The 20,648-nt window shown below is 60.9% G+C and carries 22 protein-coding genes; 15 read left to right on the forward strand and 7 right to left on the reverse strand.

Going from position 1 to position 20,648, the window contains the following annotated elements; translation table 11 throughout:
- Positions 1-22: 22 nt before the first annotated feature.
- Positions 23-1,768 carry an arginine--tRNA ligase gene (gene argS / locus ASD83_RS02280; RefSeq protein WP_056307554.1) on the reverse strand — a complete coding sequence of 582 codons (1,746 nt, stop codon included), beginning with the start codon at positions 1,766-1,768 and terminating at the stop codon, positions 23-25.
- Between the two features lie 30 nt (positions 1,769-1,798).
- Positions 1,799-2,992: a deoxyguanosinetriphosphate triphosphohydrolase gene (locus ASD83_RS02285; protein ID WP_056307555.1), complete on the reverse strand. Its 1,194-nt coding sequence runs from the start codon at positions 2,990-2,992 to the stop codon at positions 1,799-1,801.
- An 86-nt stretch (positions 2,993-3,078) separates the two neighbouring features.
- Between ASD83_RS02285 and erpA the strand changes: the two genes are divergently transcribed.
- The 11 genes from erpA (at position 3,079) to ASD83_RS02340 (ending at position 12,526) form a co-directional block, all read left to right on the forward strand.
- Positions 3,079-3,432 (forward strand): iron-sulfur cluster insertion protein ErpA, encoded by a 354-nt coding sequence (gene erpA / locus ASD83_RS02290; RefSeq protein WP_056307557.1) that lies wholly within the window; start codon positions 3,079-3,081, stop codon positions 3,430-3,432.
- Between the two features lie 33 nt (positions 3,433-3,465).
- Positions 3,466-4,569 (forward strand): serine hydrolase domain-containing protein, encoded by a 1,104-nt coding sequence (locus ASD83_RS02295; RefSeq protein WP_056307559.1) that lies wholly within the window; start codon positions 3,466-3,468, stop codon positions 4,567-4,569.
- Between the two features lie 20 nt (positions 4,570-4,589).
- Positions 4,590-5,369: an exodeoxyribonuclease III gene (gene xth, locus ASD83_RS02300; RefSeq protein ID WP_056309796.1), complete on the forward strand. Its 780-nt coding sequence runs from the start codon at positions 4,590-4,592 to the stop codon at positions 5,367-5,369.
- Positions 5,370-5,447: 78 nt separating this feature from the next.
- Positions 5,448-6,233, forward strand: a complete 786-nt coding sequence (locus ASD83_RS02305; RefSeq protein ID WP_056309797.1) for a segregation and condensation protein A — start codon at positions 5,448-5,450, stop codon at positions 6,231-6,233.
- Positions 6,230-6,886: an SMC-Scp complex subunit ScpB gene (gene scpB / locus ASD83_RS02310; protein WP_056307561.1), complete on the forward strand. Its 657-nt coding sequence runs from the start codon at positions 6,230-6,232 to the stop codon at positions 6,884-6,886. Before ASD83_RS02305 ends, scpB begins: the two co-directional genes overlap by 4 nt.
- Before the next feature lie 127 nt (positions 6,887-7,013).
- Positions 7,014-7,223 (forward strand): twin-arginine translocase TatA/TatE family subunit, encoded by a 210-nt coding sequence (locus ASD83_RS02315; protein WP_056307563.1) that lies wholly within the window; start codon positions 7,014-7,016, stop codon positions 7,221-7,223.
- A gap of 51 nt (positions 7,224-7,274) precedes the next feature.
- Complete coding sequence (gene tatB / locus ASD83_RS02320; protein WP_082560909.1) at positions 7,275-8,027, forward strand: Sec-independent protein translocase protein TatB; 753 nt, start codon at positions 7,275-7,277, stop codon at positions 8,025-8,027.
- 2 nt (positions 8,028-8,029) lie between these two features.
- Entirely contained in the window at positions 8,030-8,872 is an 843-nt protein-coding gene (gene tatC, locus ASD83_RS02325) for a twin-arginine translocase subunit TatC (protein ID WP_056307567.1), read from the forward strand.
- A gap of 121 nt (positions 8,873-8,993) precedes the next feature.
- On the forward strand, positions 8,994-10,322 hold the full coding sequence (gene serS / locus ASD83_RS02330; RefSeq protein WP_056307569.1) for a serine--tRNA ligase: 1,329 nt from the start codon (positions 8,994-8,996) through the stop codon (positions 10,320-10,322).
- Positions 10,323-10,325: 3 nt separating this feature from the next.
- Positions 10,326-11,096 (forward strand): 5'/3'-nucleotidase SurE, encoded by a 771-nt coding sequence (gene surE / locus ASD83_RS02335; protein ID WP_056307571.1) that lies wholly within the window; start codon positions 10,326-10,328, stop codon positions 11,094-11,096.
- A gap of 302 nt (positions 11,097-11,398) precedes the next feature.
- A complete protein-coding gene (locus ASD83_RS02340) occupies positions 11,399-12,526 on the forward strand; it encodes a peptidoglycan DD-metalloendopeptidase family protein (protein WP_162249113.1) in 1,128 nt (375 codons plus the stop codon).
- 71 nt (positions 12,527-12,597) lie between these two features.
- Here ASD83_RS02340 and ASD83_RS02345 read toward each other — a convergent pair whose 3' ends face one another.
- Positions 12,598-13,464 carry an ATP-binding protein gene (locus tag ASD83_RS02345; protein ID WP_056307575.1) on the reverse strand — a complete coding sequence of 289 codons (867 nt, stop codon included), beginning with the start codon at positions 13,462-13,464 and terminating at the stop codon, positions 12,598-12,600.
- Positions 13,465-13,656: 192 nt separating this feature from the next.
- On the opposite strand from ASD83_RS02345, the gene yajC reads away from it, so the two are divergent.
- From yajC to ASD83_RS02365, 4 genes are all read left to right on the forward strand, one after another.
- On the forward strand, positions 13,657-14,010 hold the full coding sequence (gene yajC / locus ASD83_RS02350; RefSeq protein ID WP_056307577.1) for a preprotein translocase subunit YajC: 354 nt from the start codon (positions 13,657-13,659) through the stop codon (positions 14,008-14,010).
- Positions 14,011-14,127: 117 nt separating this feature from the next.
- Positions 14,128-16,683 carry a protein translocase subunit SecD gene (secD, locus tag ASD83_RS02355; RefSeq protein ID WP_056307579.1) on the forward strand — a complete coding sequence of 852 codons (2,556 nt, stop codon included), beginning with the start codon at positions 14,128-14,130 and terminating at the stop codon, positions 16,681-16,683.
- Positions 16,667-17,074 (forward strand): Mth938-like domain-containing protein, encoded by a 408-nt coding sequence (locus ASD83_RS02360; RefSeq protein ID WP_056307581.1) that lies wholly within the window; start codon positions 16,667-16,669, stop codon positions 17,072-17,074. Before secD ends, ASD83_RS02360 begins: the two co-directional genes overlap by 17 nt.
- Entirely contained in the window at positions 17,074-17,919 is an 846-nt protein-coding gene (locus ASD83_RS02365; RefSeq protein ID WP_056307583.1) for a phytoene/squalene synthase family protein, read from the forward strand. The genes ASD83_RS02360 and ASD83_RS02365 overlap by 1 nt, the downstream gene beginning before the upstream one ends.
- On the opposite strand, the gene ASD83_RS02370 is transcribed toward ASD83_RS02365, so the two are convergent.
- The 4 genes from ASD83_RS02370 to ASD83_RS20860 form a co-directional block, all read right to left on the reverse strand.
- The gene (locus ASD83_RS02370) at positions 17,916-18,359 is read right to left on the reverse strand and encodes a YiiD C-terminal domain-containing protein (protein ID WP_056307585.1); all 444 of its coding nucleotides are present in this window, start codon (positions 18,357-18,359) and stop codon (positions 17,916-17,918) included. The genes ASD83_RS02365 and ASD83_RS02370 overlap by 4 nt on opposite strands.
- On the reverse strand, positions 18,356-19,738 hold the full coding sequence (gene trmFO, locus ASD83_RS02375) for a methylenetetrahydrofolate--tRNA-(uracil(54)-C(5))-methyltransferase (FADH(2)-oxidizing) TrmFO (protein WP_056307587.1): 1,383 nt from the start codon (positions 19,736-19,738) through the stop codon (positions 18,356-18,358). The genes ASD83_RS02370 and trmFO overlap by 4 nt, the downstream gene beginning before the upstream one ends.
- Before the next feature lie 185 nt (positions 19,739-19,923).
- A complete protein-coding gene (locus tag ASD83_RS20570) occupies positions 19,924-20,073 on the reverse strand; it encodes a DUF1127 domain-containing protein (RefSeq protein ID WP_082560911.1) in 150 nt (49 codons plus the stop codon).
- Positions 20,074-20,271: 198 nt separating this feature from the next.
- Positions 20,272-20,424: a hypothetical protein gene (locus ASD83_RS20860; RefSeq protein WP_156385701.1), complete on the reverse strand. Its 153-nt coding sequence runs from the start codon at positions 20,422-20,424 to the stop codon at positions 20,272-20,274.
- Positions 20,425-20,648: the final 224 nt, after the last annotated feature.

Here is a 20,648-nt window from a genome sequence, read left to right on the forward strand (position 1 = left end):
TTTTCACACTAATGCGCCCGAATTATGAAAGCTCTTCGGGAGCCGAAACACCCAGAATTCCAAGGCCATTGCGGATGACTTGCCGTACGGCATCCACAAGTGCGAGTCGCGCCAAAGTGAGCTTTGGATCGGCAGCGTTAACAAATCGTAACGAATGATCATCCTTGCCCTTCGCCCAGAAGCCGTGGAAGGCGGCCGCCAAGTCGTGAACATAGAATGCTATACGATGAGGCTCGTGCGCAATGGCCGCCGCCGACACCGTCCGCGGCCATGCGGCAAGCAGCCGGATTAGCTCGAGATCGGCAGGCGAGGTCAGCAGCTCGATCTCAGCATTCGCCAAGGCGGATGCGCTGAAATCGAGCCCCGGCACATCGCGTTCGGCCGTGCGGAAGATGGAACAAGCGCGCGCGTGGGCATACTGCACATAAAAGACCGGATTGTCCCGCGTCTGCTCTTTGACGACGGCGAAATCAAAGTCCATCGAGGCGTCATTGCGCCGGAAGAGCAGCATGAAACGTGTGGCGTCCACGCCCACTTCTTCGACGACATCGGAGAGCAGAACGAGATCGCCGGAGCGCTTCGACATCTTGAACGGTTCGCCGTTCTTCAGCAGCCGCACCAGCTGACAGATGCGGACGTCGATGTCGGCTTCGCCATGCGACACGGCTTTCACCGCGGCCTGCAAGCGCTTTACATAGCCCGAGTGATCGGCGCCGAGCACATTGACCATGTGCTTGAAGCCGCGGAGATATTTGTTGCGATGATAGGCGATATCGGCGGCAAAATAGGTATATGAGCCGTCGGACTTGACCAGTGCGCGGTCGGTATCGTCCCCAAAATCCTTGGCGCGGAACAGGGTCTGCTCGCGCTCTTCCCATTCTTCAGGGGCCTTGCCCTTGGGGGCTTCGAGGCGGCCCTGATAGACCATGCCTTCTTCGCGCAGCCAATCGAGGGTCGTCTGGATGTCGCCGCCCTGACCGTGCAGGGTGCGCTCGGAAAAGAATACGTCGTGGTGGATATTGAGTTGGGCCAGGTCGGCCTTGATCAGTTCCATCATCTCGGCCAGCGCGGCCTCGCGGGCAATGAGGACGGCTTCCTGCTCGGGCTTGTCGAGGAGCGAGGCGCCATACTTCGTGGCAAGTGCCTTGCCGACGGGAATGAGGTAGTCGCCCGGATAGAAGCCCGAGGGAATCTCGATGGTTTCGCCGAGCGCTTCGCGGTAACGGAGCAGCGTGGACTGGCCGAGAATGATGGTCTGGCCGCCAGTGTCGTTGATGTAAAATTCACGCGTCACGTCATAGCCGGAATAGGCCATGAGCAAAGCGAGGGCGTCGCCGAAAACGGCGCCGCGCGTGTGGCCGACATGCATTGGGCCAGTCGGATTGGCCGAGACATACTCGACATTGACCCGCTCGCCCTTGCCGAGGTTCGACTTGCCATAGGCGTCTTTCTGCTCGCCGATTGCCTTCAGCACTTTGTGCAGAATGGGCGCGGCAAGGCGGAAATTGATGAAGCCCGGACCTGCGATCTCGATGGAGGTTACGTCGGTATCAGCCTTGAAGCGTTCGACCAAAGCCGCAGCGACTTCGCGTGGATTTTTGCCGAGCGGCTTGGCGACGACCATGGCGGCATTGGTCGAAAGATCACCATGGGCGGGGTCTCGCGGGGGTTCCACCACAACGCGCGACAGCAGATCGGCGCCCAGTTCGGGGTGATCGGCAAGCAGAGCCTCGGTAACCCGAGTGGTGAAAAGTGCGAAGATATCCATGACAAACCCGCTGGAAATGCTGTGAGGCGGTTAGCGGAATTCCGGGCGAGCGTCAAACAAGCGCTGATGTTCGTCAAGCGCATATGGGTCGGTCATGCCCGCGATGAAGTCCGCAATGATGCGCGCGCGGGCGTTACTGTCGTCAGCGGCGCGCGCGGCATCGCCCCAGCGCCCGGGCATGTCCGCGCTCTCCATATAGGCGGCAAACAGCCGCTCGACGACGGTTTCGCTTTCGCGGACTGGCCGCATGACAGTCTCGTTGCGATAGACGCGCTCGTAGAGCACCTCTTTCAAACCCTTCTCCGCCTCTGCCATGGCCGGGGAGAAGGCGATCAGGGTTTTGCCCGCGGTCCGGACATCTTCGGCGCTGGCGGCGCCCAACTCGATTATGTTGGCAGCGCTCTGAGCGATGACATCTTCAATGGCGCGCGTAATCATGCGCCGCTGAACTTCGTGCGTCTGCCGTTTTGCCGCGACATCGGGATAGAGGCCCTCGACTTCCCGCACGATCGGGCCAGCCATAGGGGCATTCTCGAAATCGGCGAGTTGAACGAGACCGGCGCGGAGCGCGTCATCGATGTCGTGCGCATTGTAGGCGATGTCGTCGGCAATGGCGGCCACCTGGGCTTCAAGGCTGGCATGGCTTGCAAGCCGAAGGTCGGCGACCGCTGGAATATCGGCGACACCCGACGGCAGGCCTTCCTCGGCATAACGGCCGTAAGGGCGGCCATCGGTGTGAATCAATGGGCCATTGTGCTTCAAAATGCCTTCGAGCGTTTCCCAGGTTAGGTTAAGCCCGTCATGCTCGGCATAGCGATTTTCAAGCTGGGTAACGACGCGCAGCGCCTGAACGTTGTGATCGAACCCGCCATAGGGCGCCATCGCTCGATGCAAGGCGCGTTCGCCCGCGTGGCCAAATGGGGTGTGGCCGAGATCGTGGCTCAGTGCCACGGCCTCCGCCAGATCCTCGTTGAGCCTGATGGCTCGTGCGACCGAGCGCGCGATTTGGCTGACTTCGAGCGTGTGCGTCAGGCGATTGCGAAAATGCCGGCCTTCGTGATGCAGAAAAACCTGCGTCTTGTGCTGGAGCCGGCGGAAGGCGGTCGAATGGATGATCCGGTCGCGGTCGCGTTGAAATTCCGACCGCGTTGGGCTGGGCCCGGTGCCGTAGAGACGCCCCAGGGAATCTTCGGGCTTGCTCGCATAGGGCGCTGTTTCGCTCATCTTATCGTTCCAGGCCTTTGCAATGGCGCGTCATGCGCCTATCTTAGGGTCAGTGTTATGACATTACGACCGTACGGACACTTCAAATGACCGCTGCCGCCCTCGCCGAAACCCCTGCCGTGACATTGTCGGATCGCGCTGCAAAGCGCGTGTCTCGCATCCTATCGAAAGAGCAGACGGGAACCGTGCTGCGAATTTCGGTCGCCGGTGGCGGTTGTTCCGGTTTTCAGTACGAATACAATCTCGTGCAGGAGACTGCGAACGAGGATGACCTCGTGCTTCAAAAGGGTGATGCCACAGTGCTGATCGATTCGCTGAGCCTCGAATTCATGGGCGGCGCGGAAATCGACTATGTGGACGACCTGATCGGCCAGGCCTTTCAGATCAAGAACCCGAACGCGGTTGCATCCTGCGGCTGCGGAACGAGTTTCGCGGTCTAATTACACAATCTAGTAGATCTCTGGGAGGGGAATATGGGCGCGAGCGTCAACGCGGTCATGGATAATGCTGTCTCTGGCAACAAGATTGTCGGGGCCGAACTCGTCGTTTATCGCCACGGCAAAATTGCCCTGCGGCGAACTGCCGGCCACTTTGATCGCGAGGCAGGCGTGCCGATGATCGAGAATGCCATCTACCGGTTAGCCTCCGTCACCAAGCCGATCGTTGCCGCAACCGCGCTTGCGATGATCGACAAGGGTCTGCTTGCGCTCGACGACCTCGTGTCCGAACGCCTCGACTATTTTGCGCCCAAGCTCGATGACGGCTCACAGGCCCCGATCACCATTCACCACCTGCTGACCCACACGGCGGGCCTCGCCTATGGCTATGCGGACGCAGGTATTTCGACGGGGCTTGGGCCGACCGACAAGAATTTCAGGGAGAATTTCTCCCGCGTCGCCGCCCAGCCGCTGCTTTTCGCGCCGGGGCAGGGATGGAACTATTCGGTCGCGATCGATGTGTTGGGAGCAGTTCTGGCGCAGGTTCACGGGGGCACACTCGAAGATGCTGTCCGAACCCACGTGACAGGCCCGCTCGGTATGAACGAGACCGGTTTCTTTGTCGCACAAGCGTCCCGCCTGGCTCCGCCTTACGCCGACGGAAATCCCATACCCACGCCTATGACTGACCCGCAGACTATTTCGAACGAAAATGGCGGGCCGACGACCTTTTCTCCCTCTCGCATCTTTAGCGACAAGGCCTTCCAATCCGGGGGCGCCGGCATGGCTGGCACGCCGGAAGACATTGCGACGTTCTTGGAAACCCTGCGGCAGGGCGGCGGAGCAATTCTGAAACCTGAGACTGTTGCAGTGGCCTTTTCCAACCGGATCGGCAGCCTTCCCCGTGACGATCAGGGCCAGCGTTTTGGCTATTTTGGCGCTGTCATCGACGATCCTGTTGCGGCCAATTCGGCCTCTGCCAAGGGCACCGTCAATTGGGGCGGGGTTTATGGTCATTCCTGGCTTGTCGATCCTGCCAACGGTATTACGATAGTGTCGATGAGCAATACGGCGCTCGAAGGGTGCACGGGACGCTACCCGAAGGACCTCATTCGCGCCGTTTATGCTGACCTCAACTAGAGCCGGAGAGAGCCATGGCCTTGCGTATCGCCACCTGGAACATCAACGGCATCAAGGCCCGGCTTGAGCTGCTGGTTCGCTGGCTCGAAGAGGAAAAGCCCGACGTCGTGGGCCTTCAGGAGATCAAGACGGTCGACGAGGGCTTTCCGGTCGCCGAGATCGAGGCGCTTGGCTACAATGTGGTGACGCACGGCCAGAAGAGTTGGAACGGCGTTGCGCTCCTGTCCAAGCTGCCGTTTGACGAGGTGCATCGTGGCCTGCCGGGCGACGATGCCGATGAACAATCGCGGTTGATCGAGGGTGTTTTTTCGGTCGAAGGCGGCGTGGTCCGCATCTGCAATATCTATCTGCCGAACGGCAATCCGGTCGATACGGAGAAGTTTCCTTACAAACTGCGCTGGATGGATCGGCTCAACACCTTCGTCGCCGGCCGGCTGGCGCTCGAAGAGCCATTCGTCCTGATGGGGGACTTCAATCTCATTCCCGCGCCGATCGATGCGCATGACCCCGACGCATGGTGGGGCGACGCGCTCTATCGTCCGGAAAGCCTCGAAAAGTTCCGCATCTTGCGTAACCTCGGCATGACCGATGCCCTGCGTTCCATCACCGCCGAGCAGGTGTTCACCTTCTGGGATTTCCAGGCCGGTGCATGGCGCCGGAATGCCGGGATACGCATCGACCACCTGATGCTTTCGCCGCAGGCGGCGGACCGGCTTGACGATGTCACGGTGCATAAGGATGTTCGCGGCTGGGACAAGCCGAGTGACCACGTTCCGGTCGAAGGTGTGTTCAGCTTCTAGCGCCGCAACCGGCTCGCTTGACGCTGCGGCTTCGCGCCGCCAAGGATGCGGCATGATTTCTGCGCTGCGGTTTTCCTCATGAATGGTTCGCCGACCGATTGGCTCGACACTGACGCGCCGCCGGCGGGTGAGGTCCTGCATGTCGATGTGGACGGCTATGAAGGGCCGCTTGACCTGCTGCTGGACCTGGCGCGGCGGCAGAAGGTCGATCTGGCGGCGATTTCCATCCTCGCGCTGGCCGAGCAATATCTCGCCTTTATCGATCGGGTGCGCGAGCGGCGCATCGAAGTGGCGGCGGACTATCTGGTGATGGCCGCGTGGCTGGCCTATCTCAAGAGCCGCCTCATGGTGCCGCAGGCGCCGGATGACGATGAACCGTCCGGCGAAATGCTGGCCGCCATGTTGCAGTTCCGTCTCAAGCGGCTGGAGGCCATGCGCCTTGCTGCGAGCCGCCTGTTGGGCCGCCCGAGGCTTGGGCTGCAGATCTATTCGCGCGGCGCTCCCGAACCGCTGGAAATCGCGCGAAAATCCATCTGGGAGGCGAGCTATTACGAACTGCTCAAGGTCTATTCCGCCCAGCGCGAGCGTGGTGCAGTTACCGAATATCGCCCGCTTACGCGCACCGTTTGGTCGCTACAGGAGGCGCGAGACATTTTGCAGCGGCTGATCGGGGAAAGCGCTGAGTGGGTGGCAATGGATACCTATCTCGAACAATATCTCGCCCGATCCGATGAGCGAACGACCGTCCGGGCCTCGACCTTTGCCTCGAGCCTGGAACTGGTTCGCCAGGGCGAAATCGAGGTGCGGCAGAGCGAGACATTTGGCCCGATCCTGTTACGGCGCCGGAAGCGTGAACAGTTATGAGCGAAGAGGACGGATACGCAGACGTGCGGCAGCGGCAGCTGCGCATTCTCGAAGCATTGCTGTTCGCCTCGGCCGAGCCGCTATCGCTGGCCGAAATGTCGCCCTATGTAGGTGACGGCGCGAACCTGCCGGCGCTGATCGAAGAGCTGCGCGTGCTCTATGCCAATCGCGGCGTCAATCTGGTGCGCCGCGGCGAGCGCTGGGCATTTCGCACGGCCGAAGACCTCGGTTTCCTGCTGCGCCGCGAGGAAGAGGAAACGCGGCCGCTTTCCCGTGCCGCGCTCGAAACCCTCGCCATAATTGCCTATCATCAGCCAAGCACGCGGGCCGAAATCGAGGAAGTGCGCGGTGTCACGGTCGGCAAGGGCACGATGGATATCCTGATGGAAGCCGGCTGGGTGCGCATGCGGGGCAGGCGGCGCACGCCGGGCAGGCCCGTTACCTATGGCACGACGGATGCCTTTCTCGACCATTTTGGCCTCGAGCACCTGTCCGATCTGCCGGGGCTCGATGAACTCAAGGGGGCAGGGCTCCTGTCCTCCAGGCTCCCGCCATCGCAGCAAATTCCGCTGCCGTTCGATGGTGCCCTGCGGGAGGACGAAGACCCGCTTGAACCCGACGATCAGGGCGATGCGGTTGCCGACGAGGAGTAGTCAGGACGCGAGGTTGCCGCTTTCGTGAGTGCGCAAAATCAACACGTTCTTGTGTTTGCCCGCGATTGAACCTATTTCTCGCACATCTATCGCGTGTAACGCGTTCTGAAAGTCTAGGGAGATCACCATGCACGCGCCTTCCATTTGGGGCATTCTCGTTGTTGCCGTCGTCGTTATTCTACTTTTCGGCCGCGGGAAGATTTCCGGCATGATGGGTGAAGTTGCCTCGGGCATCAAAGCCTTCCAGAAGGGCATGAAGGACGACGACAAGCCGGCCGAACGTGTCACCACGACTGCTGAAGTCGATGCACGCGAGACCGAGCGCAAGGACGTCTGATCCTTCTCGGCCTGACTTAGCGGCCATGGGCCGCGCTCGGAGACTATCTTTATGCTCGGTCTAGGCTGGACAGAGATGCTGGTGATCGGCGTCGTTGCGCTGATCGTCATTGGCCCCAAGGACATGCCCGTCGTCATGGGACGCATCGGCAAGTTCGTGGGTCAAATCCGCCGTATGGGCAATGAGTTCCAGCGGGAAATCAATCGGACGACCGGACTTGATGAGGTGCGCAATCTGCGCAATTCCATCACCTCGCCGCTCAAGAAAACCGCCGAAGAGATCCGCAAGGAATTCAACACGATGACCCCGAGCGGCCCCCAGCCGAGCGGTGCCATCAAGCCGGCAGATCCCAAGGTGGAAAGCGTCGTCGACGAGCTTCGCAGCGCCGCGGGAATGCCTCCGGCGGAAAAGAAGTCGAGCGACGAATTGGCAGCCGACTATGGCTTCAAGGCCAGCGAGCCGGTGAAAGCCGCTAAGGTTGTGCGTGCGAAATCCGTTGCGGCGGCGCCGACTTCACCCGTCACGACGAGCGATCTTGCCCCGATCGAGCCGGCGAAAGCCAAGCCTTCGACTGCGAAAAAGACAGCACCCGCGACCAAAGCTGCTTCGGCCAAGACTGCTGCGACCAAGAAGCCTGCTGCCCCCAAGGTAGTGGCCACGACGGAAGTCGTTGCGCCCGCAAAGCCCGTGCGGAAGCCGCGAACCAAGGCCGCTGTCGCGGAGGTGGTTGCCGAGCCGGTCGCTCCCGTCAAGAAACCGCGTGCGCCTCGCAAGAAGCCGACTGACTCGGCAGAAACGAAATAACGATGGCCGACGCAAAGCAGCCGCAACTGGAAGACAAGAACAAGCCCGAGGTCGAAGACGAACTCGCTGGCAGCGAAGCGCCGCTTCTCGAACACCTTATCGAGCTGCGCAAGCGCCTCATAAATTGCGCCATTGCCATCGTCGTTCTGATGGTCGGGTGTTTCCTCGTCTCCAAGAATATTTTCGATATTCTCCTCGGGCCATATCGCGGCGTTTACGCCAGCGATCCCACGCACACGATCGAGCTTATCTATACCGCGCCCCAGGAACTGTTCTTTACCGAACTCAACCTGGCGTTTTTCGGCGCCATCTTCCTCGGCTTTCCGTTCCTTGCCTCGCAGATTTATCTCTTCATGGCGCCGGGGCTCTACAAGCACGAACGCAAGGCGCTGGTCCCCTATCTCATTGCGACGCCCGTGTTCTTCGTGCTGGGCGCGTTGATGGTCTATTTCACCGTGCTGCCCATGGCGCTGCATTTCTTTGCGGGCATGGAAACCGAGGAAATCAAGCTCGTGCCGCGCGTGTCCGAATATCTCGGCTTCGCCATGACGCTGATTTTGGCGTTCGGCATCTGCTTCCAGTTGCCGGTCGTGCTCACGCTTCTCGCGCAGATCGATCTCGTCAATGTCGAGATGCTCAAGAAGGGCCGTCGCTATGCCGTTGTCGGCATCCTGATCGTTGCCGCCTTGATCACGCCGCCGGACCCGATCTCCCAGATCGGGCTTGCCCTGCCGATGTACGCGCTTTACGAACTGGCGATCCTGTCGGTTCGGGTGGTGCAGAAGCGGCGCGAGGCCAAATTGGCTGCCGAGAACGCCGAGCTTTCCGGTTCATCTAGCGAATAGCTGCTCCGCGTTCTCTCGCGGGTGCAGCTTAGTTCTGCCCCGCGGCGCTGGCAGGCGCGCCCAGGGGCATCGACCCAGGGCCTGCGTCAAACCAGAGGCGGGCAAGGGCCCGTAAGAACCGATGTTCGATATCAAGTGGATCAGAGCCAACGCCGAAGCTTTCGACGCCGCCGTTTCCCGGCGCAAGAACGTTTCCGTGCGCTCCTCCGATCTTCTGGCGATCGATGATCGGCGCCGCGAGATCATCGTCCGCCTCAATGAAGCGCAGGAAAAGCGCAACGCGCTTTCCAAGCAGATCGGCCAGGCCAAGGCGCAGAAGGACGAAGCCAAGGCCCAGGAGCTGATGGCCGAAGTCGCGCGCCTCAAGGATTTCATCCCCACTGGCGAAGCCGAGGAACGCGCCGTTGAAACCGAACTGCGCGCCGCGCTGTCGGTCATTCCCAATCTGATGTTCGACGATGTGCCGCTGGGTGACGACGAAAGCGACAATGTCGAATATTTCGGCGCCAACGGCACGGCAGAAATCGCCGCAAGGCAGCGGCCGGCCAAGCCGTCCTTCAGCTTTGCGCCCAAAGAGCACTACGAAATCGGCGTAGCCGAAAAAGACATGGACTTCGAAGTGGCCGCCAAGCTTTCCGGCAGCCGCTTCGTGGTGCTGAAGGGTCAGATTGCACGCCTCGAACGCGCCCTCGGCCAGTTCATGCTCGACGTGCATACGACCGAGCACGGCTATCTCGAAGTGCAGCCGCCGCTGCTGGTGCGCGACGAAGCGCTGTTTGGCACCAACCAGTTGCCGAAATTCGAGGAAGACCTGTTCTTCACCCCCCATGGCGACTCGCGCCTGGCGCTGATCCCGACGGCGGAAGTGCCGCTCACCAATATGGTGCGCGACTCCATTCTTTCCGAAGAAGAACTGCCGCTGCGTTTCGCGGCGCTGACGCCCTGTTTCCGCTCTGAAGCAGGCTCGGCTGGCCGCGATACCCGCGGCATGCTGCGCCAGCATCAGTTCGACAAGGTCGAAATGGTGTCGATCACGACCCCGGAAGAATCGGTCAACGAGCACGAGCGCATGCTGTCCTGCGCCGAAACGGTGCTGCAGCGCCTCGGCCTCCACTATCGCGTCATGATGCTATGCACCGGAGATACCGGGTTCGGCGCCCGCAAGACCTATGACCTCGAAGTCTGGCTGCCGGGGCAGGATACCTATCGCGAGATTTCGTCCGTGTCCGTCTGCGGCGATTTCCAGGCCCGCCGCATGGAAGCGCGCTATCGCCCTTCCGGCGAAAAGCAGGCGCCGCGCTATGTGCACACGCTCAATGGTTCCGGCACCGCCGTTGGCCGTTGTCTCATCGCGGTGCTGGAAAACTATCAGCAGGAAGACGGCTCGGTGCTGATTCCGGAGGCCTTGCAGCCTTATATGGGCGGCCTCATCTCCATCGGAGGTAAGTGATCCATGCGCATCCTCATCACCAATGACGATGGTGTGGATGCGCCAGGGATCGCCATCATGGCCGATATCGCCGCCGCGCTTTCGGACGATGTCTGGATCGTGGCGCCCGATGGAAACCAGTCCGGGGCAGGGCACCGCTTCACGCTGGGCCGCGAACTATCCCTCGAACAGCGCGGTCCCCGGCGCTTTAGCGTGACCGGCGGGTCACCCGCCGATTGCGTCGTGGCAGGAATGACCCATCTGCTGGCCGACAAGCCGGCCGACCTCGTTCTCTCCGGCGTTAATGCCGGGCAGAATCTTGGCGACATCGTCAATTGCTCGGGTACCGCCGCCGGAGCGCGCGAAGGCGCGCTGCAAGGCGCAGTCGGAATCGCGATGAGTCAAGCGATCGACTACGAGAGAAGCCGCACGGTCGATTGGTCCAATTCGATTCGTTTCGGGACAGATGTCGTCCGGGCGATTCTTTCGGCGCGGGGGCAGGATGACGTTTTTTACAACGTGAACTTCCCAGTTTGTCCGCCGGGTGAGGTCGCTGGAATTACAGCCGTGCCGCACCAGCGCTTTTCACGCTCGGCCTTCCGCTACTATCCCAGCGACAGGGAAGGTGAGTTTTTTATCTCCATTCCTGAAACACCTATGCCCTTGGATCCAAATGCGGATTTCGAGGTTTTGCGTCGCAGGAACACGATTACGGTGACCCCTTTCGCGCTGCAGCAAACCGAAAAGATGGCGCTGGAACGGCTGTCAAATCTGCGCTTGTCCCCCGAGGCGTAATCTTAACCTTACCCATTCGACAACATGGCCCGTTCGATTTCACTCAAATCGCATCGGCTTTAAGGCCCCTTTTACCTTACCGGCCTAATCTCGATTCCAGTGTAAAGTACCTGCGTACGAGTTAGCCGATGCGTAAAAACCTGTCTGTCAGGGTGCCTAAAGGTGCGGTCGCCGTGGCTGGTCTGTTAGTAGCAGCCGTCGGCTTGTCCGGTTGTTCAAGTCTTGGATCGCGAGCGTTTGGCGATTCTACGACGACCGGCTCAGTCGCCCAGTCATCCGCACCTGCCACGCTGAACCAGCCCATGCCAGCCTCGCTTGGAGCGCCTGCCACCGTGCAGGTCGCCGAGCAGCGGTTTCTGCCGCCGGCGCCGATTGGTTCTGCCTGGGGCGCCTCTCCCGTTCAATCCGCGTCGCCCGTTCAGCCGGGCTTCACGCAGCCAGCCGGCGCGGTTTCGCCGATTGGTATGGGGGCGAGTGCGCCCTCGGTTCGATCCCAGGATCTTCCTGTACTGAGTTCATCCGCTTCCATGGGAACCCCGCAAGCCATGCCCGCCATGCAGACTTCGGCCTCCGTGCCGTCTATGCCACCTGCCGTTGCCCTCGGTTCGCTTCCGAGCTCCAACGCTGCATTGCCTGTCAACAACAGCGTGCCGAGCGCTGCGCCCGCCGCGGTGCCGGCAACGGGCGGCGCCTATACGCACACCATCGCTGGTGGCGAGTCGCTCTATACGATCGCCCGCCGCTATGAGGTGACCACCCAGGCGCTGGTGCAGGCGAACGGCCTCTCCTCGCCCGACAAGATCGTCGTCGGGCAGGCGCTGATCATTCCGGGTCGCCCGGATCTGGTTCGTACGCCGCAGACACCAGCGCAGGCGCCGGTTCAGTTGGCCAGCGCCACACCGGTCCTCGGCGCCGCTCCTGCGCCTCTGGGTCGCCCTCAGGCTACGCCCCAGCCGGTCGCTGTCGCCCCTGCGGCAACTCCGGCGCCGGTTGCTGCTCCTGTCGCCACTCCCGCGCCAACTCAGGTCGCAACGGCCCCCGCTGCCGAGCCTGTCGCCTCCGGCAATGACAAGTTCCGCTGGCCGGTTAGCGGTCGCGTCATCACCGACTTTGCCGCCTCGCGTGGCACGGGCATAAATATCGACGTGCCCGAAGGCTCGACGGTCAAGGCCGCTGAAAATGGCACCGTCATCTATGTCGGCTCCGGCGTCGAAGGGTATGGCAACCTGATCCTCATTCGCCACGCCAATGGCTACGTGTCTGCCTATGCGCATCTCAACGGCATGAACGTTGCCAAGGGTGCAGCGGTCAATCGTGGCGACGCCATCGGCACAGTCGGCATGAGCGGTTCGGTTTCGAAGCCCCAGCTGCATTTCGAACTGCGCAAGGGCGCAACGCCGGTCGATCCAGTGCCGCTGCTGGCAAGCTGAGATCCGCAAGGAAATTGAAAGGGCCGGTGCAATGCGCCGGCCCTCTTCGTTCGTCCAACTTGCAATCGGTATTAGACCACCTTGCCCTGTTCGCCGGCTAAGCTGCGGATCAATTGGATCGCGACGCGGCCAGATCGGGAGCCACGGGTGGCGGCCCATTCGATGGCGCGAGCGCGCAGCGTCTCGTCTTCGAGCGCCAGCCCATAATAATCGGCATAGCCGCGAACCATGGCGAGGTAGGTGTCTTGATCGGAATTGTGGAACCCAAGCCAGAGCCCGAAGCGGTCTGATAGCGACACTTTTTCTTCCACAGCTTCGCTCGGATTGATCGCCGTGGAGCGTTCATTCTCGATCATGTCGCGCGGCATAAGGTGGCGGCGGTTCGAGGTGGCATAGAAGAGCACATTGTCCGGACGCCCTTCGAGGCCGCCGTCGAGAATGGTCTTGAGCGATTTGTAGCTCGTCTCGCCGCTATCGAAGCTGAGGTCGTCGCAGAAGATGATGAAGCGCGCCGGATGGCCCGAAATGGCCCGCATGAGCTGGGGCAGGGTATCGAGGTCTTCGCGTGCGATTTCGATCAGAACCAACGGCTCGAAACCGTCCCGCGCGCCGATATCGGCGTGAATGGCCTTGACCAGTGAGCTCTTGCCCATGCCGCGGGCGCCCCAGAGCAGGGCGTTATTGGCACCATGGCCACGGGCAAATTGCTCGGTATTCCTAAGAAGAACATCACGGACGTGATCGATGCCACGCAGCATATCGAGCGGCACGCGACTGACCTTTGGTACCGGCAGCAAGGCCTCGGACTCGCCCTGCCAATGGTAGGCGTCGGCTGCACCAAGCTCGAAAGTGGCCATTTCACCGGTGGTTGTTTCCAGCGCCTCGGCAATTGCCTCGAGAGCCGTAGCAATACGGCCAAGATAGTCTTTGGTTTTCACCGGTTCAGTCCTTCAATTCAAGCGCGGCATTGTGTTCCGTGAATGGCTTTGCAATCACAAGGGGCCAAATGTATAGTCCGCGCGATTTTGGCCGGGGTGCAAGTGCACAGGACCCCATTCGCGTCCAGTCTGCAGCCTTGGCTGTGTGGCGCTCTTCTCCCCCAAACAAGAAGAATCATAGGAGTTCGCCTGATGTTTGTAACGCCCGCTTTTGCGCAGGATGCAGCCGCACCCGCCACGGGAGGAGGTTTTTCCGATATTCTGATCCAGTTGATGCCGATCGTTCTGCTGGTTCTGATTTTCTGGCTCCTGATCTTCCGTCCGCAGCAGAAGCGCCTCAAAGCACAACAGGCTATGCTCTCGGCTATTCGCCGTGGCGATACTGTGGTGACCACCGGCGGCATCGTCGGCAAGGTGACCAAGGCCGTTGATGGCGAAGATCTGGAAGTGGAAATCTCCCAGGGCGTTAAGGTCAAGCTCGTGCGCGGCATGATTGCCGATGTGCGCTCCAAGGCCGAGCCGGTCAACGACAACAAGCCGGCCTAAGCCGGACCATTTCAGCCGGAGCCCGAAAGGCTCCGGCTTTCTGACTCTTTGAAGCCGCATGTCTTGGTCCCGAAACCGGTACCTACCTTCGCCAGACATGCTCTAGGACGCCGTTTCATGAACCAGTCGCCGTTCCGCGTAGCAATCATTCTGTTCGTCGCGATCGCGGGTATTCTGTTTGCAGCCCCCAATTTCTTGCCTCAGCAAGTGCGGGATGCGCTCCCTGGATGGCTGCCCCAGCCGGGCCTGGTTCTTGGTCTCGACTTGCAGGGCGGTTCGCACCTGCTGCTCGAAGTCGATCGGGCGGGCATTGTCGCGCAGCGCCTCAGCGATGTGCGCCGCGACGCACGCAACGTGCTGGCCAATCAGAACGGCATCGGCAACATCATCACGACGGATGAAGCCAATAACGCAATCTATATCGAGCTGACCGATCCGACCCAGAAAGAGCAGGCACTGACTGCCCTTCAGGGGATTCAGAACACCGTCAATAATTCGCTGTTCTCCGGCGGCACCGGTATTCAGGAACTGGCATTCGGCGAGCGGCCGGACGGCCGGATTTCTATTTCTTTGACGCCCGAGGGCATTACGCAGCGCATGAGCTCGCTCGTCGCGCAGTCCATCGAAGTCATTCGTAGCCGTATCGACGAACTCGGTACGACCGAACCGACCATCCAACGCCAGGGTGATACCCGCGTCATGGTGCAGGTGCCGGGCTTTGGCGATTCTACCCGTCTCAAGAACATCATCTCGCAGACCGCTCGCCTGACGTTCCACTTGGTCTATCCCGGCCTGACCGCGAACCAGGCCGAGGCGCAGGGCCTGCCGGCCGGCACAATGATTCTGCCGAGCCAGGACGGCGGACGCGAGCTGCTCTATGAAGATGTCGCCCTGGGCGGCGAATCTCTCGTTGATGCGCAGCCGTCTTACGATTCCCAGCGCGGCATTCCGGTCGTCAGCTTCAAGTTCGACACACGCGGCGCCGTCACTTTCAGCGAACTGACCTCGGCCAATGTCGGTCAGCGCTTTGCGATCGTACTCGACAATACCGTCATCACCGCTCCGGTCATCCAGCAGCCAATCACCGGCGGCTCGGGTCAGATCAGTGGCAGCTTTACGACCGCTTCGGCCAATGACCTTGCGGTGCTGCTGCGTGCCGGCGCGCTACCGGCGAGCCTCAACGTCATCGAAGAGCGTACGGTCGACGCCAGCCTTGGTGCCGACTCCATTCAGGCCGGCCTCACCGCTGGTATCGTGGCGTCGGTTCTGGTCGTGACCTTCATGGTTATCGCCTATGGCGTTTGGGGCATCTTCGCCAACGTCTCGCTGGTGCTTAACGTTGTCCTGATCTTTGCCGCGCTCTCGACGCTGGGATCGACACTGACACTGCCCGGTATTGCCGGTATCGTCCTGACCATCGGTATGGCCGTGGACGCCAACGTGCTGATCTACGAGCGAATGCGAGAAGAGCAGCGAGCAGGGCGTACGCCCTTACAGGCCATCAATGCCGGCTTCGAGCGCGCCTGGGGCACGATCGTCGACTCGCATCTGACCCAGCTCGTGGCTGCCGTGGTGCTCTACTTCATGGGCTCGGGCCCGGTGCAGGGCTTTGCCGTTACTCTTGGCCTCGGCATCCTGACTTCGCTCTTCACGTCCTACACGGTCACCTCCTATCAAGTGAACCTGTGGTACAAGCGCGTTCGTCCCAAAGAGCTGAAAATCCAGCATTTCCGCTTCATTCCGGACGGCACCAAGATCCCGTTCATGAAGATCTCGCGCTATGTGATTGCGCTTTCGATCGTCATGTCCGTCATCTCGATCGGCGCAGCCTATTTCAAGGGCTTCAACCTCGGCATCGACTTTGTCGGCGGCACCGCGATCGAAGTGCAGCATACGGGCGGCCCTGCCGACGCTGGCCAGGTTCGCGAATTGCTGGATGGTCTCAACCTCGGCGAAATTCAGGTTCAGGGCTTCGGTACGCCCGAGGATCTGCTGGTTCGCGTGCAGGCACAGGAAGGTGGACAGGCGGCCGACCAGGTTGCGGTGCAGAAGGTTCAGGACGCTCTTGCCGGGGACAATTACTCGGTCAGGCGCACTGAGGCCGTTAGTGGTACGGTGTCGGGCGAACTGGCCTGGACCGGCACCATGGCCGTCATCATCGCCCTCATCTGTATCCTGATCTATATCTGGTTCCGTTTCGAGTGGCAGTTCGCTCTCGCGGCCGTGACGACGACGTCGCACGATATCATCATGACCATTGGTCTGTTCTCGATCACCGGGCTGGAGTTCAATCTCAGTTCCATTGCGGCGGTGCTGACGCTTGTCGGTCTATCGCTCAACGAAACCGTGGTCGTTTCCGACCGTATCCGCGAAAACTTGTTGAAATACAGGAAGATGCCACTGCCTGAGCTGATCGATCTATCGATCAACCAGACCATCGTGCGTACCTCGCTCACCCAGTTCACCGTGCTTCTGGCCCTCGTGCCGCTGGTGCTGTTCGGCGGCGAAGCCCTGCGCAGCTTCACCATCGCCATGACCTTCGGCTCGCTCGTCGGCATGTATTCGTCGGTGATCGTCAACGGCCCGATCCTGATCAATTTCGGCCTCAAGCAGAAGACCGACGAAGAGCTCGCGGCCAAAAAGGAAAAATCGTCGGATGGCGCTTCCGTCTGACCCCATTTCGACTGGCGCGGGCCGTTTCCCGCGCCAGGTCGGCATCGATGCCTATGGCAATGGCGGCTTTCGCTTTGCAGATATGTCCCATCGCGGCTCGCTGCTGTGCCTGCCATCGGGCATGCTGGGCTGGGATGTTGCTTCGCCTGCAGAGCTGACGCTTAAGAGCCTGCAGCCGGTGCTGGAGCTGGCCGATCAGCTCGATGTGCTGTTGATCGGTCTTGGCATGGACATCGCGTTGATCGATCCTGCCATTCGGCAGGCCTTTCGTGACCACAAGGTGATCATCGAGGCCGTAGGCACAGGCGGAGCGGTGCGCACCTATAATGTGTTGCTTGCCGAAGAAAGGGCCATCGCGGGCGCTTTCATCGCTGTCGAGAATGCCCGCTGATGTCTGCCGATAGTTTTGCTCACGCCGCTCAGACACTGCGCGAGAGCGATAGGGATCGCTACCTGTCGACGCTTGCTTTGCCAGCGACGGCGCGGGATGGCGTCACGGCGATTCTGGCCTTCAATGCCGATGTCGCCGGCATTCGCGAGCGCGTTTCTGGACCGGCTCCGGGCGAAATTCGCCTGCAATGGTGGAACGATGCGTTGACGGGCGATGGCCATGGTGCGGTTCGGCAAAACCCGCTGGCTGACGCATTGCTGACGACGCTCGATCGCTATGCCTTGCCGTCGGGCACTTTGCAGCGGCTCATCGGGGCGCGGCGCTTTGATCTTTATGACGATCCCATGCCTGATCTCGAGACGTTCGAAGGCTATGCCGGCGAGACGGCGTCTACGCTGCTGCAGCTTTCGGCTATGATTCTCAACGAGGGACTGCCGGTGGAGCCGGGCGATGCCGCGGGCCATCTTGGCGTTGCCCAGGCGATGGTGGGGCATTTGCGGGCGTTCGGCCATGTCGCGTCGCAAGGGCGCATCGTGTTGCCATGGTCGATTTTTCAGGCGAATGGCGTCCGCGAAGGAGAAATCTTCGCAGGTACCGACAGCGAGGGATTGCACGAGGCGCTTGGACAGATTGCCGAGCTGGCCGAGGGGCACCTCAGGAAGGCTCGTGAAGCCATTGCAGCGCTGCCGAGCGGATTGCGGCCGGCCTTTGCCATTCTCCCGGTGGTCGAAGCGCAGTTGCGCCTTTGGAACCGGCATCGCGGTTCGCCCTTTGCGGCACCGGCGGATGAGGCTGATTGGCGCAAGATCGGCCGGATCGGCTGGTGGGCGCTTGGGAACCGCTAAGCTTCGGAAATCGCGACGAATTCGCCGGTAAGGCGGCCCGCGAGCTTGCCTTCGTACAGGAGCTCTGCGGTGACCGTGAGCCGCGCCCGGCCGCGCCTTTGGTAGGTCTGGAGGAAGGTCGGCCAACCAGAATCATCAAGGCTGGCCGAGGCTTGAGCAAGGCCAGATATCGGCAGGAGATATTCGGTCGCGGTTCGATGGATCACCAATTGGCTGGCGATGCCTTCCGCTTCAAGTTTGAGATGCATGACCGACCAGGCGGCGAGGAGAGCGAGCGTGGCCGCGCTGCCGCCGAACATGGTGCCGTGCATGTTGATGTTTGGCGCGAGGGGCGCTTGGAGGAGAACGTGTTCGGCGCTGGCTTCCAGGACCTCCACGGCCATGGCCCGGGAAAGCGGGATATGGTCGTGGAGATAGGAGCGCAGTGCCTCGGGAGTCACTGCCAGACTTTCAGGTCTTCCAGCGCGCGGCTGGTGATGGCCCGACGCTTGGCCATGGTCTTTTCTGGGCCGCGCCAGCGCTTTACATCGTCGGGCTTGGTGATGGTCACTTCCGGGAAGAGGCCGAAATTGACGTTCATCGGCTGGAAGCTGCGGGCGCCGCTATAGCTTTCGGCTTCGATGTGACCGCCGGTGACGTGGCCGATCAGGGCACCGAGCGCCGTGGTGATTGGCGGCAGGGGCATGGTTTCACCGCGGGCTTCGGCGGCGGTCAGGCGACCAGTGATGAGGCCGACAGCGGCACTTTCGACATAGCCTTCAACGCCCGTAACCTGGCCGGCGAAGCGGATGCGCGGGTCGGCCTTGAGGCGCATGTCGGGGCCCAAGACCTTGGGGGAATTGATGAAAGTGTTGCGGTGCAACCCGCCGAGGCGCGCGAACTGGGCGTTGGCCAAGCCGGGGATCATGCGGAAGATTTCGGCCTGGATGCCGTAGCGCATCTTGGTCTGGAAGCCGACCATGTTCCAGAGCGAACCCAGGGCATTGTCCTGGCGGAGCTGGACGATGGCATAGGGTTTCACGGTCGGATTGCGCGGATTGGTGAGGCCGACCGGTTTCATCGGGCCGTGGCGCAGGGTTTCCGGGCCGCGCTCGGCCATGACTTCGATGGGCAGGCAACCGTCGAAATAGGGGACCTTTTCCCAGTCCTTGAACTCGTGCAGCGGCGCGGTTTTGAGTGCTTCTACAAAGGCATAGTACTGATCGCGGTCCATCGGCAGGTTGAGATAGTCCGCGCCGGTGCCACCGGGGCCGACCTTGTCGTAGCGCGACTGCTTCCAGGCGATGTCGTGGTCGACGCTGTCGTAATGCACGATCGGCGCGATGGCGTCGAAGAAGGCGAGGGAGTCTTCGCCGGTCTTGGCGAGGATCGCCTCGGTCAGCGCGGGCGAGGTGAGAGGGCCGGTGGCGATGATGACATGGCGCCAATCTTCCGGCGGCCAGCCATTCAGCTCTTCGCGCACGATCGTGATTCGTGGATGATTTTCAATGGCTTGCGTGACACCGGCAGAGAATCCGTGGCGATCGACGGCGAGCGCGCCACCTGCCGGCAGCTTGTGCTCGTCGGCCATGCGCATGATGATCGAGCCGCAGCGGCGCATCTCTTCGTGAAGAAGGCCAACGGCGTTCTGCTCGTGATCGTCGGAGCGGAAACTGTTGGAACAGACGAGCTCGGCGAAGTCCTCGGTCGAGTGCGCGTCTGTGCCTCTGACGCCGCGCATTTCGTGCACGATGACGGTTGCGCCTGCTTCGGCGGCCTGCCAGGCGGCTTCGGAGCCTGCGAGGCCCCCGCCGATGATATGAATGGGTTCGTTTGACATGGCTGGCAAATACCAAGCGCCATGCGGCCACGCAACTGGAAGCCCATCACGGGACAAAGAATAGCTTAGATTGGGCGGGCGGGGATAAGTTTGCCAATGCGAGGCGCCCGGAAACGAAAACACCCGCGTCTCAGAGAGATGCGGGCGTTCGGTCTTTTACTTCGGAAGTATTCGCGCTGTAAGACTTAGAGCGAATTGGCATGATCGCGAGCAATGCGATTGATTTCGGTACGGTTGATGCCGAGATCGTTCAGCTGGCGATTGTCGAGAGCAGCAAGTTCACGAACCGTCTGCTGGTAAGCGGCCCACTTCTTGAAGGTTTTACGAATGTCCATTTGAGTTCTCCTGTCGTTTGCAAGGAGAGATATAGTCGAGACCAACCCCAGCGAGCAGATAGAGATTAGTCAAAGAAGCCATGCAATTTGCGCAGGGCGCGGCGGGGTGTCGTTAAGGCTCGGTTAAGGTGAGTGCCAAAAGCATGGCCGCCGGACGGCAATCCGGCGGCCACTTGTACTATTGAGGCTGGAAAGAGATCAGCGATCGAAGAGCGATCGCGTCATCTTGGAAAAGTCTGGGCCGGAAATGCCCAGTAAGTCGGCATCTCGCGTCGAGGGAACGTCCATCTCCCGCAACGTCTGCTTGATGTCGACCAGGCGCTTGATGCGCCAGACGGCACGTACAAACATGGGTCTATTCCAGTATGTCTGGTGGCTGCACATTGAAGATCGGCTGATTTGCGGGCGCGCGCCATGGGGCAAATAGCAGGCGCGGCATGCGTGCGGCGCATGGTAATTTCATCGATCTGACGCGTGACAGTGATGTGACGGGGTAACAGTCTGCGCCGAACGGGCATTTTCGGGTTAGCAGACTGTTAGCATCGAGTGTCGCGTTGAGGCGAATTGGTTGGACG

It is taken from the genome of Devosia sp. Root685, from assembly GCF_001427875.1.
Classification (GTDB): domain Bacteria; phylum Pseudomonadota; class Alphaproteobacteria; order Rhizobiales; family Devosiaceae; genus Devosia.

Coding starts and splice junctions, on each gene's coding strand:
- argS (WP_056307554.1), bottom strand. CDS start 1,768: ATGGATATCTTCGCACTTTTCACCACTCGGGTTACCGAGGCTCTGCTT.
- ASD83_RS02285 (WP_056307555.1), bottom strand. CDS start 2,992: ATGAGCGAAACAGCGCCCTATGCGAGCAAGCCCGAAGATTCCCTGGGG.
- erpA (WP_056307557.1), top strand. CDS start 3,079: ATGACCGCTGCCGCCCTCGCCGAAACCCCTGCCGTGACATTGTCGGAT.
- ASD83_RS02295 (WP_056307559.1), top strand. CDS start 3,466: ATGGGCGCGAGCGTCAACGCGGTCATGGATAATGCTGTCTCTGGCAAC.
- ASD83_RS02305 (WP_056309797.1), top strand. CDS start 5,448: ATGAATGGTTCGCCGACCGATTGGCTCGACACTGACGCGCCGCCGGCG.
- scpB (WP_056307561.1), top strand. CDS start 6,230: ATGAGCGAAGAGGACGGATACGCAGACGTGCGGCAGCGGCAGCTGCGC.
- ASD83_RS02315 (WP_056307563.1), top strand. CDS start 7,014: ATGCACGCGCCTTCCATTTGGGGCATTCTCGTTGTTGCCGTCGTCGTT.
- tatB (WP_082560909.1), top strand. CDS start 7,275: ATGCTCGGTCTAGGCTGGACAGAGATGCTGGTGATCGGCGTCGTTGCG.
- tatC (WP_056307567.1), top strand. CDS start 8,030: ATGGCCGACGCAAAGCAGCCGCAACTGGAAGACAAGAACAAGCCCGAG.
- serS (WP_056307569.1), top strand. CDS start 8,994: ATGTTCGATATCAAGTGGATCAGAGCCAACGCCGAAGCTTTCGACGCC.
- surE (WP_056307571.1), top strand. CDS start 10,326: ATGCGCATCCTCATCACCAATGACGATGGTGTGGATGCGCCAGGGATC.
- ASD83_RS02340 (WP_162249113.1), top strand. CDS start 11,399: ATGCCAGCCTCGCTTGGAGCGCCTGCCACCGTGCAGGTCGCCGAGCAG.
- yajC (WP_056307577.1), top strand. CDS start 13,657: ATGTTTGTAACGCCCGCTTTTGCGCAGGATGCAGCCGCACCCGCCACG.
- secD (WP_056307579.1), top strand. CDS start 14,128: ATGAACCAGTCGCCGTTCCGCGTAGCAATCATTCTGTTCGTCGCGATC.
- ASD83_RS02360 (WP_056307581.1), top strand. CDS start 16,667: ATGGCGCTTCCGTCTGACCCCATTTCGACTGGCGCGGGCCGTTTCCCG.
- ASD83_RS02365 (WP_056307583.1), top strand. CDS start 17,074: ATGTCTGCCGATAGTTTTGCTCACGCCGCTCAGACACTGCGCGAGAGC.
- trmFO (WP_056307587.1), bottom strand. CDS start 19,738: ATGTCAAACGAACCCATTCATATCATCGGCGGGGGCCTCGCAGGCTCC.
- ASD83_RS20570 (WP_082560911.1), bottom strand. CDS start 20,073: ATGGACATTCGTAAAACCTTCAAGAAGTGGGCCGCTTACCAGCAGACG.
- ASD83_RS20860 (WP_156385701.1), bottom strand. CDS start 20,424: ATGTTTGTACGTGCCGTCTGGCGCATCAAGCGCCTGGTCGACATCAAG.